Source organism: Armatimonadota bacterium, assembly GCA_022563855.1.
Lineage (GTDB): Bacteria > Armatimonadota > Fimbriimonadia > Fimbriimonadales > Fimbriimonadaceae > JADFMN01.
In genome coordinates, this window is sequence record JADFMN010000008.1 from 24,342 (window position 1) to 41,501 (window position 17,160).

Below are 17,160 nucleotides of genomic sequence, written 5' to 3' on the forward strand. Positions count from 1 at the left end.
AACGAGATTGGAAACTGGGCAGTATCCTCTTCGTTTGACACATAGTCATTGGAGAAAGAGATGTTAACAACCTTGCTCGCCGCCGCAGTCATCGCGCCCGGCGCAATCGACTTCGCAGAAACGAACATCACTGGCGCGACGATCTTCCGGAACGGATACGGCTTCGTTGTGACCGAGACCTGGCTCAACATGTCGGGCACGACCTATATCCGTGCGCTGCCGCAGGCCGTCGAAGGCACGCTCTGGTTCACGCCCGGCAAGTACGCCAAGATTAACGACGTAACAGTAACCTGGGTCGACGACGAAGCAATCAGCGAGACGGCGACCACGATCCCGGAGATTCTGGCGCTAAACGTTGGGAAATCGGTTACGATTTCCGTCTACGACTACAGCCGGGAGGAGGAGCTGCTCGTCACGGGCAAGATCATCAGCGCCACCCGTTCCCAAGTGCTCCTTCAGACCGCCGACTCGATAAGAGCGATCGACTACAGTCGCATCGGAAGCTTGAAGGGCGAGTTCGGAGACTTTAACACGACCGCCGAGACCGAGGTGAAGATCCCTACCCTCAGGGTCGCTTCGGAGCCCGGCACCGGCGGATCGATCTACATGATCAGCCTCGTCCAGGGCGTGAGCTGGCTGCCGGCATACAACCTCGAGCTGAAGAACGACGGAGTGCTGGCGCTTACCATGAAGGCGACGGTGATGAACTCCATCGGAGACTTCGACAAGATCGACGTCGGCCTCATGAGCGGCTTCCCGAAGATCGACCAGATCAACACCGTCGATCCTCTGACGAGCGCGCTCAGTGCGATTCTCACTGCAACTGAGGACAAGCAGCGGCTCGCCATTGTGCAGGGTCGACAGTCGTATGGAGGGGCCGGAGGCGGGGGGTTTGGCGGCGGCGGGGGCTTCGGTGGCGTACCTGCCCTTAAATCGGGCGAAGGGCTCGTCCCGGCCGGTATCGAGCGAGTCTCATACGACCCGTCTTCGAACAGCTTCATGACTCGAGGAATGAAAAGGGAGTTCAGTGAGCTAGACAAGGACCTGCGCAGCGTGGAGACGGAGAACTTCTTCATCTACGCGATCCCCGAGTTCGAGCTGAAGACCGCAGAGCGCAGATACATGGTGATCGACCAGGGAGACATCGAGTACCGCCTGGTGCACCAGGTTCGCAGCAGAAGCGATACCGCTGCCTTCAGCGCCGAGCGGTTCGTTACGTTTGACAACGAGCTTGACGTTCCGCTGACCCGCGCCTCGGCGATGATCACGCGCGGGGGCGAGCTGATCGGCAAGACGTCCGTGCCCTACACGTACATGGGCGACGAGGTCGAGCTGTCGCTCGGAGGAGCGCCGTACCTCATCGGCGACATCAAGACCGAGACGGTGAAGATAAACCTTGCGAGCGTCAAGCTGAGGGACGGTCGGATTTTCGACGAGCACGTGCGCAAAGATACGGTCGAAATCACGAACCTCAGCTCACGGTCGGTCGAAGTCGTTCTTGCGCACGCTCTGCGCGGCAAGGTCAACCGCGTGTCGCGCGGGGTCGTCGAGTCTAAGACCTCGACGTCGGACACGCTCAACTTCGACTATTCGCTGAAATGGGAGTTCGAGCTTGCCCCTGGCGAGACCCGCACTTTCGAGATCGAGTATTCGAGCTACACGTACGTCCGACCAAGCAGATAAAAGAAGAGCCCCTGCCGACACGGTATAGGCTCCCCACTAGGATTCTGCTAGGTCTTGTCCTTGTAGCCGGGTAGCCGCCTGCCCTTGTAGTAGCCATCTGGCGAGGCGCTGTGGCGGAGGTTGTACTGCTCGCCGCCCACGTTCTTCGTCGGCGTGATCTCGGGCATGTCCGTCGTCCAGTGCGTGCGGCGCTTGTTTCTGCGCTGCTTCGAAATCTTTCTCTTTGGCAGTCCCATGATCCTCTACCTCTTCTCCTTGTGCAAGGTCATCTTGCGCAGGTTCGGGTTGAACTTCATCAGCTCGAGCTTGTCGGGCGTGTTCTGCCTGTTCTTGGAGGTCGAGACGTAGTGCTTGCCGTCCTCGGTACACACCAGCCTGATGATTTCGCGCTTTTCGCCTTTCTTCGCCACGACTTCGCCTCCTGGCCCCGCATTGCGGGCACCAAGCCGCAATTATGACGCAAGGCCGCATATGAGTGCCGGGCGTCGCCTAGTTGTCGCCTAGTTGTCGCCTGATCGACTTGGCGACTACCTGGTGACTACTTGGCGACAGCGAAGCGGGGGACGCCCCCACAAGGAAGCGGGCGACGCCCCCAAAGTATAATCAGCGGGCTCCTGTGCCCGGGTGGCGGAACGGTAGACGCGGCGGACTTAAAATCCGCTGGCCCTTTAGGCCATGTGGGTTCGATTCCCACCCTGGGCACCATCCCCCAAACAGTGCCGAGTGCCGAGTGCCGAGTGCTGAATGCTGAGTGTCGAATACCGAGTGCAGATTGGAGCGCGAGCATTCCCCTGAGCAGAGCCTGTCCTGAGCCAGTCGAAGGATCGAAGGATCGCACCCGGCGTCGGCGCGTGCAGACCGGCACCGGTCAACCCCTCTCCCGGCCTGCGAGGATTCCTTCGCCGCTGGTCTCCATGGCCGGGAGAGGCTGGGTGAGGGCCACATCCGCGCGATGCCCTCACCTAACCTCTCCCACTCACGAAAGCAAAGAACAAGCGACATCAAGCAGAGCGGGAGAGGGACTGTCTGAACTAGGCCGCAGCGGACTAGCCGACGACGACCCGCTTGGCCATATCGACGTACTCTTTCGTACCGTCCTTCAGCCCGTTCAGTTCCTTGCCGTACTTCTTGGCGTTCTTCGTGTCGCCCTTGCTCCTGAAGTAACTGATGATCGAGGATAGAGCGTACGACCTCTCTTTGACGTTGTCGTCCGCCTTGCCAGCCTCGTTGGCCTTGATGAAGTATTTGATCGCCTCGTCAAACTTATTGGCCGACTTGTAGCCGTCGCCGACCGCGTTAAACGTTTTGGCTGCGTCCTTGGCCTTGTACTTTGCTGCCTCCATCTTATTGATGGCGGCCGTGGCCTCATTCAATTTGCCGCGCGCGGCTTGGACTCGGGCGATTTGCGCGTTCGCCCTGCCGTCGTTCGGCTTCCTCGCAAGCGTCTTCATCGCGTCAGAGTAAGTCTTGTAGACATCGATAATGCCGCTCATCCTTTTCATGTAAGGCTTCGGCGGCATATAGCCAATGATTTCGCCCCAAACTTCGCCATCTGCGTCGACGAAAACTATCGTAGGCAGGGCCTTGACGCTGTGAGCCTCAGCTAGCACGCTGCCTCCCTTTTCTGAGTTCAACCTTATCGGTACTACCTGTTTCGCAAGCTTGACCACGTCGTCGTCTGTGAACGTGATCTGGTCGAGCTTCTTACAATAGGAGCACCAGTCTGCATAAAAGTCGAGCATGATCAGCTTGCTGCCGGACTTCGCCATCCTCTTTGCAGAGTCGTAGTCTTTGGCCCAAGGCATATCGCTGGCGAGCGCGTAGCCGCAGGAAAGCGCGATCACGACCGATAGGATCGTTCTCAGTCTCATATCTCTCACTCCGTCTCCGGCCAAGCCGGATTGATGACATTCTAGCCGAGATTCCTCCCTTGGGGGTGTAGTATTTGCCCTATGCGCTCGAACGGATTGTTGGTCACTGGGTTCGGCCCGTACCCTGGCCACGACGAGAACCCATCGCAGCGGCTCGCCGAGTCTTGCGGTTGCCGGTTTGAAATCTTGGAGGTCTCGTTCCGCGCCGTCGATGAGTTCTTGGAGTCTCTTGACCCTTCGAGTTTCGACTTGTGGCTAGCGATCGGCGTCGTCGGCAAGGGCGAGACGATGCTGGTCGAGACAGTGGGACACAACCGGATCGGCAAGACGCCCGACGCACGAGGAGAGATTCACGGGCCAGGGAAGATCGATCCGGCCGGCCACGCAATGCTCGCCTCGACTCTTTGGTCGCCAGAGCTGCTTGGTGAAAACGACGTCCGCAAGCCCAGCACCGACCCCGGCGGATACCTCTGCAACTACGTGCTCTATCGCGCGCTGCAACGGTTTCCGGACAAGCGCATCGGCTTCCTGCACGTGCCAAAGTTCGAGCACATCCCTTTTGATGTTCAGTTGGAAGAGCTACAGGCGATGGTCGAAGAACTGTCGATGGTGTCAGTCGATCAGTAACCCCCTCCTAACCTCCCCCGGCCACGAGAAACTGATGTCGGTAAGAGCTTGGTAGACCGGGGGAGGGATTTCTCGATCGCCAGCAAGTCACGAGTTTCGAGAACTGCAAACCGCCAACTTCTAACTGCCAACTTCTAGCCCTGCGTGGCTCGCGAGGACGCTCGCCCTCCCATGGTACGAAAGCCGAAATCAGCGACAGAGTAACATCGTCCCAGTGCTGATGGAGGCTGCCGATTGAACGCGCTTGACGTATTCATGCTGCTCGGCGGGCTCGCGCTGCTGCTGGCCGGCGCGAACGCGCTCGTGCGCGGCGCGTCGCACTTGGCGAAGGCGCTCGGCATCTCGCCGCTCGTCGTCGGGCTGACCATCGTCGCGTTCGGCACTTCGTCACCGGAGTTGGCCATCGCCACCTCTGCGGCGATGTCCGGGAACGGCGCGCTTGCGATCGGGAACGTCGTCGGCAGCAACATCGCCAACGTGCTGCTGATCCTCGGGCTCGCGGCGGTGATCGCGCCGCTGATCGTCACGAAGCGGCTGATCCGTCTCGACGTTCCGTTTATGATCGTCCTCAGCCTGCTCATGTACGCGATGGCGAGCGACGGCTCGATCGCAAGGTGGGAGGGGATCACCCTGTTCGTGATCGCGATCGTCTATACGACTTTCCTGATACGACATTCAAGGAGACAGCCACAACAAGAGGAGGTGCCGGTGGAGAAGACGGGGCCGATTCGCACCTGGCGCGACGTGCTGCTCATCCTCGCCGGCCTAGCGATGCTGATCCTCGGATCCAAGCTCCTCGTCACGGGCGCGATGAACATCGCTCATGCGCTCAACGTCGATGAACTGATCATTGGCCTGACGGTCATCGCCATCGGCACGTCCGCGCCAGAGATCGCGACGACGGTTACTGCGGCGATCAAAGGCCAGAGGGAGATGGCGATCGGCGGCGTCATCGGCAGCAACATCTTCAACATTCTGTTGGTGCTCGGCGTTGCGTCGAGCATCGCTCCCAATCCGATCCCCGTCCCGGCCTCAGCGCTCGCTTTCGACATCCCGGTCATGATCGTGGTCGCGGTCGCGTGCGTGCCGATCTTCTTCACCGGCTTCAAGATCATGCGGTGGGAGGGCGTGCTGTTCCTCTGCTACTACATCGCTTACACGCTCTATCTCGTGCTGTTGACGCAGCACCACGAGAAGCTGCCGATGTTCAGCCATGTGCTCAGTTGGTACGCGATTCCGCTGACGGCGATCACGCTCAGCGTTCTCTGCGTCCATGCCTGGCGCAAGTACCGCGCCCACGGCCACCCGAAACATTAGCGTGCGAAGCTCTCGGTGTTGCGGAACGACTTCTCGACGTCCACGATCGGGTCGCCCTCGCCCTCGTACTCGAGGTTGAGCCAGCCGTCGAAGCCGACCCGGTTCAGAGCCGAGACGCACGCGTCGAGATCGACCTCGCCCTCGCCGATCACGGTGCCGAGATACTCAGTGCCATCCAGTGCCTTGTGGCTGTTTCCTTCATATCCTTCGGGTGTCTTTCTCAGGTCTTTGAAGTGGACCATGTAGGCGTACTCGGCGAGGGCCTTTACTCCGTCGCTGCCAGACTCTCCGACCAAAAGAAAGTTGCCTGTGTCGGGGTTTGCGCCCAGCGCGTCGTGGCCACACTTGTCGCGCACCTCGTCGACGATCCCGATGATCTGGTCAGAGCGGCCCGCGAGCCGACCGTGGTTTTCGAGCGCCAACTTGACGCCGTGATCGCGAGCGTAGTTAGAGACTTCGATAAGCCCGGAGACGATCCACGCACGAGCCTCGTCGAACTCGATCCCCTCTGAAACGTCTCCGGCAAAAACGCGCACAACCTTCGCTCCGTACCGGACCGCCTCATCGACGCCAAACATCACCTTGGCGGCCTCTACTTGCCGCTCAGCAGGAAGCTTCTTCGCGAAGTTCTGCGCGACGGAGAACACGCCACAGACAAGACCTGTTTCGCGCAGCGCCGCCATGGCGAGTTCGCGCTCCGCTTCTATGTCTTTATAAAAGAAGTCGAGCAGCTCCACGCCGTCTGCGCCGATGCGCTTTGCCTCGTGAGTGAAGGAAACGATGTCGAGCCGGCCGGCCTGCACAGCGCCGACGTACGAGTACATGCTGACGCCTAGTTTCATTTGTTGCCTGCTAGCCCGCGCTTTGAACGACGTCTTCTGGGGGCTGCTCTACCAGCTCCTCCATTAACGTATCGGATGCTGGTTTCTTGAGCGCCTTGATCACCGGGTTGGTCATGATTCCGATTCCGATCACGCCGATGATCCCGAGAACGCAGGTCGCCGCCAGCCCCGGCGACATCCGCGACGTCCTGAGGCCGGTCGCCGACTCGTCGTCGACCAGCGAAGCACGGATGATGGCCCAGTAGTAGAAGACGGAGATCGCGGACGTGATAGCGAGAACGATCGCAAGCGGAGCAAGCCGCGCATCCAGCGCGCTCTGGAAAAACCCAAGCTTCCCGAAGAAGCCGACGGTCGGCGGAATCCCTACCATCGAAATCATGCAAACGACGAGCGTGCCCGCCGCTAGAGGCGACTTTTTCCACATTCCGTTCAGATCCTGAAGCCTTGTGTGATCTTTGCCCTTGGTCGCCACCAGGGTGAGCACTGCAAACGCCGCGATCGTCATGACGCTGTATCCGATTAGGTAGTACAGCACCGGCTCGAGGCCGACCTTGTCCGGCGCTCGCACGTGCGAGAGCAGACCGACCAGGATGTAGCCCGCGTGCGCGATCGACGAGTACGCCAAGATGCGCTTCACATCTCTCTGTGCTATCGCGAAGACGTTTCCGAGAACCATCGTTAAGATCGCGACCCAGAACATGACCTCCATCCAGTACGACTGCGTCGCGGAGGCGGCGAACAGCACACGGTACAGCGCGCCGAAAGCTGCGACCTTCGATGCCGCGGACATGAACGCCGTCACGTTTGTCGGCGCACCTTGATAGACGTCCGGCGCCCACTGTTGGAACGGGGCCAGAGCGGCCTTGAACAGCAGTCCGACTAGAATGAAGAACATGCCCAGTACGGACAGGTTGAGCCACTCGCTGTACTCCGTCTTGAAGGCGAGCGGTATTCCGCGCAGATCGATCATGCCGGACGCGCCGTAGATCAGCGCCACGCCGTAAAGGAAGAACGCGCTGGCGAAAGCCCCGAGCAAAAAGTACTTGAGCGCCGCTTCTTCCGACCGTTTCTCGGTTCGGCTCATGCCGACCAGGCAGTAAAGCGAGATGCTCAGGACCTCGAGCCCCAGGAACATCATGAGCAGGTTGGTCGTGCTGACCATGATCATTCCCCCGGCCGTCGTCCAAAGCGCGAGAGGGTAGAACTCGCCGAAGGCGATCCCCTTTTCGCGCAAGTATCGATCGCTGAATATGAACGACAAGAAGCATATCCCGATCAAAACGAATTGAAGCGCGAGTCCGGTATGGTCTCTGACCACCATGTGCGCGGCGGTGTAGCCCGAATCAGTCGCGAACAGCGGCACCAGGCTATAGGCAGCGTACGCCAAACCCACGAGCGAAATCCCGACGATCAACGCGTTGTTGCGCTTGGGAAAGATGATCTCGATCAGCAGCGCAATGACGCCGGTAACGACCACCGCGATAACGGGTGTCAAGGTTGGCCAGTCAATAGTTGGCAGTGTGAAGTCCATTACGATCTTGTTGCCTCCGTCGCTTGAATCCACTGGAGAGCAGACTCATACCGTTCGACCATGTAAATGTCCGCGTCTTGGTCCGCAGCCGCAACCGCCCTGGGCCACATCTCGCGCACCTCGGAGACCTGCACGCCAGCGGAGCTGTTCCAGGCGATCGCCTGTGCTGGCAAGTCCGACACGATGTCAATGTAAAGCTCGCGCTCGCCGCAGACGTAGAGAATATTGAAGCTGCCCTCAGGGGTGCCAGCGAGAATCTCTCGATCGACTTCTAGGAAGTGACCGCCGTACTGCATCGGGCTGCACTCAGCGGCGCAGGCGCCGGACAGCATGTAGCAAATACCGTCTGCGCCAGAGTTGAGAACGCGGTCGATTTCGGTGCGAACCTCGGCCGCGAGTTGCTGTATTGCTTGCTCACCTTCGCTGGGGCTCTCTTTCAGCAGCGCGTTCAGGTCAAGTCCTGTTCTCGCCGACCGACCGAAGGGGTTCTGCACTCGACAGAAGACCGCCTGCCGTGTCGCGGACCCGAGATCCTTTTCATCGACGATCACCCCGTCCGCGCGTTCGTCGCGCTCGGGGCCGTCAATAATGACGGGCCTTTTATGCGCTTCGCCGCTGATGGTCGCGGCGCGTATGTTGTCGATGCCGCTCAACGGATGGCCTCCTCATCCGATAGATTCGCAACTTCGAACCCATCTGGCAGATCAAAGTGGTTGCCGGCTGGTGCGATGACTCGAATGACTGCGTAATCCTCCAACGAAACCTTGCTCGATCGAGGTGCGACCTTGACGAAGTTGCCGCTCTCGTCGATTTCCAGCGAAGTGTCCTCCCAATTCGGACGCTCGCCGACCGGGTTCAGCGCCATGTGCCTCGTCGCCGCGATGGACTTCTCCATCGGCTTCAGGAACGTGCCGGGGTACAGGCCGCCCCAGAACGCGAAGAAGACGAGCACGCCCACCATGGCGATCTCCCATTTCTTGAGATCCTTGAGCCGCTGCACGACAGGGTTCGTCACGCGCCCGTAGAACACCTTCTGGAACATCCAGAGCAAGTAGACGGCGGCAAGCACGACTCCCGTCGCCGCGATGATCGGCAGAACGATGCCGTAGCCGAACACCCCTGACATTCCGGCCTCGAACGCCCCCAGCAGCGCCAAGAACTCGCCGACGAAGCCGTTCAAGCCAGGCAGGCCGACGCTGCTCAGCATGATGAGCAGGAACAGCGCCGCAAAGATCGGCATGCGCGTCTTCAGCCCGCCCATGTCCTTGAACATCCGTGTGTGAATCCGCTCGTAGAGCAGCCCGACCAGCAGGAACAGCGCGCCCGTGCTGATCCCGTGGCTCAACTGCTGATACGACCCGCCCATCATGCCGGTGTGGGTGAGGCTGAATATGCCAAGCGTCACGAACCCCATGTGCGCGACCGACGAGTACGCCACCAGTCGCTTGAGATCCGTCTGCATCGCCGCGACCACCGCGCCGTAGATGATTCCGGCGACCGCCAGCCACATCAGAATCGGCGCCTGAGCTGCGACGACGTCGGGGAAAAGCGGCAGGCAGAATCGCAAGAATCCGTACGTTCCCATCTTCAGCAGAACGCCTGCCAGGATGATCGAGCCTGCGGTCGGCGCCTCTGTGTGCGCGTCCGGCAGCCACGTGTGGAACGGGAACATCGGGCACTTCACCATGAACGCGATCGCGAACGACCAGAAGATCAGCGCCTGCAGTTGCAGCGCGCCCTGCCAAAGCGAGCCGTTCGCGACGGCGGACTGGATCGCGATCAGATCGAACGAGATGGAGCCCGTCGCCTTTTTGTACAGCCCCGCCATCACGATGATGCCGACCAGCATGAAGATCGACGCGGAAAACGTGTAGAGGAAGAACTTGATAGCGGCGTACTGTCTGTTGCTGCCTCCCCACGCGGCGATCAGCAGCGCCATCGGAATCAGCGCTGCCTCGAAGAACGTGTAGAACAGAATCAGATCCAGCGACGTGAACACGCCGAGCATCGCCGTTTCGAGCACCATCAGGCAGACGAAGTACAGCTTGACGCGGTTCTTGACGTACATGCTGAACCACGCGGAGATCACCATGAGCAGCGCGCTGAGCACGATGAGCCAGACGGATATTCCATCGACACCCAGCTTGTAGGTGATTCCGAACTGTGGAATCCACGGAATGGACTCCATCATCTGGAAGTGGTAGGTGCCGCTCTGAAACCGTCCGATCACGACCAGCGACAGCGCGAACGTCGCTAGGGCGACCAGGAGGCCGATGATCTTGATCGCCTTGGAGAACTCGTTTGGAATCATCAGCAGGATCAGCGCGCCCACCAACGGAAGGAAGACGACCTGCGTCAGGATGCCGATTTCCATCTAGTCGCCTTCTCCCGTAAATATCTTGTATAGAATGTAACCGATCATCAGCACGAATCCGAACTCCATCGTCAGCGCGTAGCTACGCAGGTTTCCGCTTTGGACCCACTTCCCCGTGCCCGCCAATCCACGTGTTACGATCCCGACGCCGTTCACGATACCGTCGATGATCCACGTGTCGATCCAAGTGCACGCCCGGCCAAAGACGCCGCCTAACTTGACCAAGCCGTCCGAGAATAGCCGGTCGATCCCGAACTGTTTGCTGGCCGCGGTGCAGATCGGGTGCCACTTGCTTTCGTCGTGACCCTCGTCCTCCGGCAGTTTCTTGCCGTAGCGCATCCACGCCCAGACCGCGCCGACCAGGAAGGCGCCGATCGCGATCATGAGCATCAGATTCGTCGAGACGGCCCCAGCCGCGTGTTCCTCGCCGCCGAGCCATTCTCGAATCGAGACATAGTTGAACAGGCCAATGCCGCCGATCACCGACAGCACGGCCAAAACGACGAGTGGAAGCCACATTTTCCAATGCACTTCGTGCGGATTGTGATCGGGAGTCAGCCCGTGCGCGTGCTCGTGCTCGGTCTGTAGCTCGTCGTCGGAGAAGAAGAACCCGTACTCGTCAACGGCGGGGGCCGGAGCGGCCGCGATTTCGAGCTGCTCAACAACCTTCTCGGCTGGAACGGTTCTCCAGCGCTCTTCACCGGAGAAGAAAGTCAAGAGCAACAGGCGGGTCATGTACGCCGCCGTAAGCACCGCAACCGCAACTCCGACCCATCCGGCGATCTGTCCGATCGAGAGACCCCAAAGGTTGTAGCCGTGCGAATTGATCGACAGCAGCAAGATCTCCTCTTTGGAAACCGCCCCGGCGAAGAACGGGAATCCGGCAATCGCCGCCCAGCCGACCGCCATCGTCGCAAACGTGATCGGGATGTACTTCCGCAGGTTCCCGTAGTTCCGCATGTCCTTGTTGTGGGCCATGGCGTGTATCACCGCGCCGGAGCCGAGGAAGAGCAGAGCCTTGAAGAAGGCGTGGGTCGCAAGGTGGAATATTCCGACCCAATACGCGCCGACGCCGCACGCGACGAACATGTATCCGAGCTGCGAGACGGTCGAAAACGCCAAGACCTTCTTGATATCTGTCTGGCCGAACGCGATAGCCGCACCGACGAGGGCGGTGAGAGCGCCAACCCCCGCGACTATCGCGCCGACCACCGGCGCGTAGTCGAACACCGGGCCCATCCGGGCCAGCAGAAACACGCCCGCAGTCACCATCGTCGCCGCATGGATGAGCGCGGAGACCGGCGTCGGGCCGGCCATCGCGTCCGGGAGCCAAACGTAGAGCGGGAACTGCGCGGACTTGCCCATCGCGCCGATGAAGAACAGACCGCAGATCCAAGCCGTCATCGTCGGGTGAGATGCGAACACGTCGCCAGCGTTCGTCAGGAAAACGTCGTAGCTCAGCCAACGGGCGCCCTCGCCAACGCCCAGGACGTCTCGGTTGGCCGCCAGCAAGACGACCAGCAGGAACATGCCGAGGGTCAAGCCGACGTCGCCGATTCGGTTGACGATAAACGCCTTGTTCGCCGCCTTTGCGTTCGCGTGGTCCTTGTACCAAAAGCCGATCAGCAGATAGGAGCACACGCCCACTCCCTCCCATCCGATGAAGAGCATGACGAGGTTGTTGCCCAGGACCAACAGCAGCATGAACGCGATGAACAGATTGAGGTAGGTGAAGAACCGCGTGTAATCTTTGTCGTCGGCCATGTACGCCGTGGCGTACAGGTGAATCAGCGCGCCGACGCCGGTAACGATCAGCGCCATCGTGATCGAGAGCGTGTCGGCGCGCAGCTCAAACGGAAGGTTGAGGCTGTGCAGCTTCACCCAGTCGAACATCGTGACGATGGCGAGCCGCCCATCCTCTGGCTGCATCGCGAGCGACCGCGCAATGAGAGCAGCGAGCACGAAACCGGCAACGATCGGCAGCACGGCCGCCCACCCCATGATCTCGCGCCCGAGCTTAGTGCCAAGGCTCTTGACGACGGCTCCACCGATCAGGGCCTGTACAAGGAACCCGATCAGCGGCAGGCCGACGATCCACGGCAGGTAAGTTTGTGCCGACTCCATGCTCTAGTCTTTCAGAGACGCCATGTCATCGACGTCCACCTCGCTGCGCAGTCTGAAAATCGCCACGATGATGCCGAGCCCGACGGCGACCTCGGCAGCGGCAACCGCCATCACGAATATCACCATCATCTCGCCTGATATCGCTATGTCCATCGCGCTCGACTTTTCGATCCAGTGGTCTGGCTGGTACCGTGCGAACGCCAGAAACGTCAGGTTGACGGCGTTCAGCATCAGCTCGATGCACATGAAGACCGTGACCGGATTTCGACGATAGATCACTCCGGAAGCGCCGATCGCGAACAACACCAATCCGAGGACCAGATAGTAGAAGAGGGGGACGTCGGCCAGCTCTGTGACTTGCGCTATCAACTGGACGGGAATGTATTGGGCAGCCATGGTCAGAACCTCTTCTTGGCGAGCATCACGGAGCCGACCACCCCGACCAGCAGCAGGACGCTGGCAACTACAAACGGCACCGCGTACGTCGTGAACAGCTCCGTACCGATCGCCTGCGGAGAGCCGTAAGCGTCGTCGACCTTGTCCGTGAAGGCGGCTCGAAGCGGTTCAAAGATCTGAGTTCCGATGGCTGCAAATATCACTGCGGCTAAAAGGAACCCTAGGCCTTGCCTCGTCTCCAATTTGCGGATTTCGCCTTCTTGCGGCTTCGTCCTCAAGATCATGATGACGAAAAGGAAAAGAACCATGATCGCGCCCGCGTACACCATGATCTGCGTGATGCCCAAGAACTCCGCGCCTAACGTAAAGTAAATCATCGCGAGCGCAAACAAAGTCAGGACCAGCGCAAGGGCCGAGCGCACCGGGCTGGGAAACAGGACGACGCCCAGCGCCGACCCGACAGCGATAGCGGCAAGCACAATGAACAACGCTTGGTTGGGAGGCATTGACTGACCTACGGCACTTAGAATCGCATTCATCATAGTATTGATTATCAGTTGGGCTTCGCGGGATCGACGAGAACGACGGACCGTTTCTCAGTGCCGGCAAGCCCCTGCTTCCTCCAGTGCAGCAGGTTGAAATACAGAACTCCCAGAATGGCCACCGACGCTCCGAACGCTGCCCATCCGCCAGTCACACCGTACGCGTCGGACGCGATCAGCCAAATGCCGACGACGATGAAGTTGGCGACTGCGACGGGCAGCAGCGTCTTCCATCCGAGCGACATTAGTTGATCGTACCGCAGCCTCGGCAGCGTCGCCCGAAGCCATATAAAGAACGTGAGGCCGCCCCAACACTTGGCGAAGAACACCAACGGAGCCAGCCAGTAGTTCGCACTGGCCATGAACGAATAGAAACCGGTCATCGCCGTGCCGGTGCTGGCCAGATAATCCCAATTCACGGGCACGATATTGTAGCCGCCAAGAAATACGCAGGCGAAGATGCCGCTGAACACGAACATCGCCGCGTATTCGCCCATGAAGAACACGGCGAACTTCATCGAGCTGTACTCCGTGTGGTAACCGGCGACCAGTTCGTTCTCCGCCTCAGGCAGATCGAGCGGCGCGCGGTTCGTTTCCGCGATCATGCAGATGAGGAATATCACGCCCGCGACCAGTCCGTAGGGCGTGAACAAAAACCAGTTCTGGAGCGCCGGGACAACGCCCCAGAGCGGCTCTTGCTGTTGGGTCACGAGCGTCGTCATCTTGAGCGATCCCGCAACGAAAACGATGCAAAGGAGCGACACTCCCATCGCAATCTCATAGCTGATCAACTGTGCCGCCGCGCGCAGCCCGCCGAGCATCGAGTACTTGTTGTTGCTCGAATAACCCGCCAGCACAACGCCGTAAACCCCCAACGACGATATAGCTAAGACGTACAACAGCCCGACTTCAAGATCGGCGACAGGGGTGAGCAAACCCCACAGCCCTTCCTTGGGACCGAACGGCATCGTCCCGCCGAGCGCAAACGCGGGAAACAGCGCGATCGCCGGAGCGACGAAGTAAATCTTGCGGTCGATCTTGGCCGGGGTGATGTCCTCCTTCACGAACAGCTTGATGCCGTCTAGGATCGGCTGGATCAGACCCCAGAGCAGCGTCGTCTTCTTGCCGGACTTCCAGGTGATCGTGCCGGCGCGGTTCGGGCCAAACCGATCTTGCATCCAGCTGAGAAGCCGTCTCTCCCACCAGATCAATGCCGGCACGAGAGACAGCACGGTGCCGACCAGGATCAGAACGCGCAGCCCCGCCTGTGCGAGCGGGCTCCAGTCCTGAATCATTTCCTGCATGCGGCGGCTCCTACTTTACCCCTGCCCGTTGGCGGTTGCTTTCGTGGCCTTGCCGTCGCCGAGCAACAAGCCTTCTCCCTGCAATCGAGCGTCATTGACAGTTGCGAAATTCGGGTTCTTGGCCGCCAGTTCCTGCAGTACCTCTTTCGCGCTGAAGTGCGGCGTCGCGGCCTCTTGCCGGAGCGCGAACTCCGAGAAGATCCGCCATCCAGGCTTGGCGTCGCCGATTGGTCGGATCGCTCGCTGCATCCTCTGGACTCTGCGCTCGCAGCTCGTGTATGTGCCGTCCTGCTCTGCCGGCGCGGCCATCGGCAGGACCACGCTCGCGTAGTGCACCGCCTCGCACATCCTGTCGCCCTGGTAGACCAGGAACTCGACGTTTTCAAGAGCGCGGGTCGCCAGGTCTTTGTCGGGATAGTCGCGCGTCGGATCGCAGTTGACCAGCCAGAGCGCCTTCAACTTTCCATCTGCTGCGGCCTTGAGGATTTCTCCCGTTGCCATTCCCCCGTCGCCGGGCGTTATGCCGATCTCCCGCGCACCTTGGCCGTTTGCGTGCAGCGCGTAGTAGTTGAAATCGACCCCGGCAAGTTTGGCGAGGGTGGAAACGGCCTTCGCGTTTTCCAGCGATTCGGTCGTTATGATCGACCCTGCCTGTTTGAGAGCCGCAACTGCCTCTTTCAATTCATCCGGGTCAACTCCACAATCGGTCGCGAACTTTTCCACGTCCTTCTTTCCGCTGATCAGATTTGCGATTCGCTTTGCAAAGCTGGCCGCCTCGCCAGCAGGATAGCGCAGCACGACGTCCGCAAATCCGTCTACATCGGTCGGAGACTCGCTCGCAACGATCACCTTCGTGCCGTTGTTGAGCCACGCTTTGCGAACTCGGAGGAAAACGATCGGCAGCTCGTCCGCAAGAGATGAGCCGAAGACTAGCACGCCCTTCATCTGCTCGAAGTCGGCGATCGCCGTGGAAACGGTCTGATCGTCGATCTTCTCGCCTCCCCAGCGGTGGTCGATGTTCGGAGAACCGAGGCCGTCATTGAACAGCTTCTTGAACAAGTATAGCGATTCGTTGCTGATGTCCGGCATCACGAGCCCGGCGACGTCGCCGCCTGAGAACGCGCCTTCGATCTGCGAATATGCATCGGACCATGACGCAGGCTTTAGCTCTTCGCCGTCGCGCACCAAGACCTTGTCCGGCCGTTCGTCGTTGTACCAAGCGTGTCCGAACTTCCCTTTGTCGCAGGTCCACTCTTCATTGACCGCCTCGTTCGTCCGCGCGTTGATGCGCGAGAGCTTGCCTGACCGGTGGTCGAACCAAACGTTGCACCCGTTCGAGCACATTGTGCAGATCGCAGCCGTCGTCTCCAGGTCCCACGGCCTCGCTCTAAACCTGTACTTCGCGTTCGTGAGCGCCCCGACCGGGCAGATCTCGATGACGTTGCCGCTGAACTTCGAGTCGAAGTCGGTCAGCTTGAATGTCGACGGCTGCATGAGCGCGCCGCGGAACCGGAACGCGAGCTGACCGTCGCCCGATATCTCCTCGGTGAACCGCACGCACCGGCCGCACTGGATGCACCGCTCCAGATCGAGCGTCACGTATTTGCTCAGCGGGAACGCCTTGGGCAGGTGCCGCTTGACCTCGTGGTAGCGGCTGACCGACGGGCCGTACTCGAGCGTGTTGTTCTGCAAAGGGCACTCGCCGCCTCGGTCGCACACGGGGCAGTCCAGCGGGTGGTTGATCAGAAGCAGCTCCAGAACGCCCTTGCGGTCGGTTCGCACCGCTTCGGAGTCGGTCGTGACGACCATTCCCTCGCTCGCTGGGAGAGTGCACGCGGCTTGAGGCTTGGGCATCGGTCGCACGCTGCCGTCGTCCTGCGTGAATCCGACGTCGACGAAGCACATCCGGCACATACCGACAGGTTTGAGCCTCTCGTGGTAGCAAAAAATGGGGATTTCGATGCCTAGCCGCTTCGCCGATTCGACGATCAACTCGCCCTTGGGAACCTCGATTTCGATGTCGTCGACCTTGATGCGAACGGTCTGTGTAGATGCAACGGCTGCCATAAGATTCCCACTGGTCCCGCAAGTAAGGCCAGCGAACCGAGATTTACCCGATTTGAGCCCGTTCGTGCAGGTTGTCCCGGCGGTAGCACCCAGCAGATCGCTGGGTTACGCGCTGGCAAGTGCGACCAGGGCGACGGTCGTGAGACGAGACTGCGAGCAGACTTCTGTAGAAACTTGCGTATCATCGGCTGCCTAAATTGCGGCTAGCGCGTTAAGACTACGACAGAAGTCAGAGAAGACTTGGCGGGCCGGGTTCGCATCGTACGACGCGACCAAAGATGACCCAACTCGTGTAGCCGCACTGCAGGCATGACCTGCAGTCCCTGAGAAGGAAGTAAACAACGATGATAAAGGGGCCTGTCACGCACAGCACGAGAACGGTCAGACCGAACTTCAAAAGCAGTTCTCTTGGCGTCAGCTGGCGAAAAGAACTGCTTCCACAATTCTTGCACTGAATAGACATGGCTCACTACCGTCGGACT

15 protein-coding genes and 1 tRNA gene are annotated in these 17,160 nt (G+C 59.9%); 4 read left to right on the top strand and 12 right to left on the bottom strand.

Annotation, left to right across the window (positions count from 1 at the left end; genetic code table 11):
* The first annotated feature begins 60 nt into the window (after window positions 1-60).
* A complete protein-coding gene (locus tag IH944_10450) occupies window positions 61-1,683 on the top strand; it encodes a DUF4139 domain-containing protein (protein ID MCH7904971.1) in 1,623 nt (540 codons plus the stop codon).
* A gap of 47 nt (window positions 1,684-1,730) precedes the next feature.
* Here IH944_10450 and rpmF read toward each other — a convergent pair whose 3' ends face one another.
* Together rpmF and rpmG are read right to left on the bottom strand one after the other, a co-directional pair.
* Window positions 1,731-1,919 (bottom strand): 50S ribosomal protein L32, encoded by a 189-nt coding sequence (gene rpmF / locus IH944_10455; protein MCH7904972.1) that lies wholly within the window; start codon window positions 1,917-1,919, stop codon window positions 1,731-1,733.
* A gap of 6 nt (window positions 1,920-1,925) precedes the next feature.
* Window positions 1,926-2,093, bottom strand: a complete 168-nt coding sequence (gene rpmG, locus IH944_10460; GenBank protein MCH7904973.1) for a 50S ribosomal protein L33 — start codon at window positions 2,091-2,093, stop codon at window positions 1,926-1,928.
* 208 nt (window positions 2,094-2,301) lie between these two features.
* Here rpmG and IH944_10465 point away from each other — a divergent pair.
* A tRNA-Leu gene (locus tag IH944_10465) sits at window positions 2,302-2,388 on the top strand.
* A gap of 341 nt (window positions 2,389-2,729) precedes the next feature.
* Here IH944_10465 and IH944_10470 read toward each other — a convergent pair.
* A complete protein-coding gene (locus IH944_10470) occupies window positions 2,730-3,554 on the bottom strand; it encodes a thioredoxin family protein (protein MCH7904974.1) in 825 nt (274 codons plus the stop codon).
* A gap of 81 nt (window positions 3,555-3,635) precedes the next feature.
* Between IH944_10470 and IH944_10475 the strand changes: the two genes are divergently transcribed.
* Window positions 3,636-4,181 carry a hypothetical protein gene (locus IH944_10475; protein ID MCH7904975.1) on the top strand — a complete coding sequence of 182 codons (546 nt, stop codon included), beginning with the start codon at window positions 3,636-3,638 and terminating at the stop codon, window positions 4,179-4,181.
* Between the two features lie 255 nt (window positions 4,182-4,436).
* Window positions 4,437-5,498: a calcium/sodium antiporter gene (locus IH944_10480; GenBank protein ID MCH7904976.1), complete on the top strand. Its 1,062-nt coding sequence runs from the start codon at window positions 4,437-4,439 to the stop codon at window positions 5,496-5,498.
* Here the strand turns inward: IH944_10480 and IH944_10485 are convergent.
* Genes IH944_10485 through nuoG form a run of 9 tightly spaced genes read right to left on the bottom strand, consistent with a single transcriptional unit; the run spans window position 5,495 to window position 16,678 of the window.
* Window positions 5,495-6,340, bottom strand: a complete 846-nt coding sequence (locus tag IH944_10485; protein ID MCH7904977.1) for a sugar phosphate isomerase/epimerase — start codon at window positions 6,338-6,340, stop codon at window positions 5,495-5,497. The two genes, IH944_10480 and IH944_10485, sit on opposite strands and share 4 nt — an antisense overlap.
* 10 nt (window positions 6,341-6,350) lie before the next feature.
* Window positions 6,351-7,871: an NADH-quinone oxidoreductase subunit N gene (locus tag IH944_10490; protein ID MCH7904978.1), complete on the bottom strand. Its 1,521-nt coding sequence runs from the start codon at window positions 7,869-7,871 to the stop codon at window positions 6,351-6,353.
* Complete coding sequence (locus IH944_10495) at window positions 7,871-8,524, bottom strand: hypothetical protein (protein MCH7904979.1); 654 nt, start codon at window positions 8,522-8,524, stop codon at window positions 7,871-7,873. The genes IH944_10490 and IH944_10495 overlap by 1 nt, the downstream gene beginning before the upstream one ends.
* Window positions 8,521-10,245, bottom strand: coding sequence for an NADH-quinone oxidoreductase subunit M (locus tag IH944_10500; GenBank protein MCH7904980.1), 1,725 nt, complete (start codon window positions 10,243-10,245; stop codon window positions 8,521-8,523). The genes IH944_10495 and IH944_10500 overlap by 4 nt, the downstream gene beginning before the upstream one ends.
* Entirely contained in the window at window positions 10,246-12,369 is a 2,124-nt protein-coding gene (nuoL, locus tag IH944_10505) for an NADH-quinone oxidoreductase subunit L (protein ID MCH7904981.1), read from the bottom strand. It lies immediately after the preceding gene.
* Between the two features lie 3 nt (window positions 12,370-12,372).
* Window positions 12,373-12,765: an NADH-quinone oxidoreductase subunit NuoK gene (gene nuoK, locus IH944_10510; GenBank protein MCH7904982.1), complete on the bottom strand. Its 393-nt coding sequence runs from the start codon at window positions 12,763-12,765 to the stop codon at window positions 12,373-12,375.
* Between the two features lie 2 nt (window positions 12,766-12,767).
* Entirely contained in the window at window positions 12,768-13,271 is a 504-nt protein-coding gene (locus IH944_10515) for an NADH-quinone oxidoreductase subunit J (GenBank protein ID MCH7904983.1), read from the bottom strand.
* Window positions 13,272-13,318: 47 nt separating this feature from the next.
* Window positions 13,319-14,602 (bottom strand): NADH-quinone oxidoreductase subunit H, encoded by a 1,284-nt coding sequence (locus tag IH944_10520; GenBank protein ID MCH7904984.1) that lies wholly within the window; start codon window positions 14,600-14,602, stop codon window positions 13,319-13,321.
* Between the two features lie 24 nt (window positions 14,603-14,626).
* Entirely contained in the window at window positions 14,627-16,678 is a 2,052-nt protein-coding gene (gene nuoG / locus IH944_10525) for an NADH-quinone oxidoreductase subunit NuoG (protein MCH7904985.1), read from the bottom strand.
* Window positions 16,679-17,160 lie beyond the last annotated feature (482 nt).

What these genes read in the sequence shown, in the direction of transcription:
- IH944_10480 (MCH7904976.1), top strand. Translation starts at nt 4,437, where the DNA reads ATGCTGCTCGGCGGGCTCGCGCTGCTGCTGGCCGGCGCGAACGCGCTC.
- IH944_10485 (MCH7904977.1), bottom strand. Translation starts at nt 6,340, where the DNA reads ATGAAACTAGGCGTCAGCATGTACTCGTACGTCGGCGCTGTGCAGGCC.
- rpmF (MCH7904972.1), bottom strand. Translation starts at nt 1,919, where the DNA reads ATGGGACTGCCAAAGAGAAAGATTTCGAAGCAGCGCAGAAACAAGCGC.
- IH944_10450 (MCH7904971.1), top strand. Translation starts at nt 61, where the DNA reads ATGTTAACAACCTTGCTCGCCGCCGCAGTCATCGCGCCCGGCGCAATC.
- IH944_10470 (MCH7904974.1), bottom strand. Translation starts at nt 3,554, where the DNA reads ATGAGACTGAGAACGATCCTATCGGTCGTGATCGCGCTTTCCTGCGGC.
- nuoL (MCH7904981.1), bottom strand. Translation starts at nt 12,369, where the DNA reads ATGGAGTCGGCACAAACTTACCTGCCGTGGATCGTCGGCCTGCCGCTG.
- nuoG (MCH7904985.1), bottom strand. Translation starts at nt 16,678, where the DNA reads ATGGCAGCCGTTGCATCTACACAGACCGTTCGCATCAAGGTCGACGAC.
- IH944_10515 (MCH7904983.1), bottom strand. Translation starts at nt 13,271, where the DNA reads ATGCCTCCCAACCAAGCGTTGTTCATTGTGCTTGCCGCTATCGCTGTC.
- IH944_10490 (MCH7904978.1), bottom strand. Translation starts at nt 7,871, where the DNA reads ATGGACTTCACACTGCCAACTATTGACTGGCCAACCTTGACACCCGTT.
- IH944_10475 (MCH7904975.1), top strand. Translation starts at nt 3,636, where the DNA reads ATGCGCTCGAACGGATTGTTGGTCACTGGGTTCGGCCCGTACCCTGGC.
- IH944_10520 (MCH7904984.1), bottom strand. Translation starts at nt 14,602, where the DNA reads ATGATTCAGGACTGGAGCCCGCTCGCACAGGCGGGGCTGCGCGTTCTG.
- nuoK (MCH7904982.1), bottom strand. Translation starts at nt 12,765, where the DNA reads ATGGCTGCCCAATACATTCCCGTCCAGTTGATAGCGCAAGTCACAGAG.
- IH944_10500 (MCH7904980.1), bottom strand. Translation starts at nt 10,245, where the DNA reads ATGGAAATCGGCATCCTGACGCAGGTCGTCTTCCTTCCGTTGGTGGGC.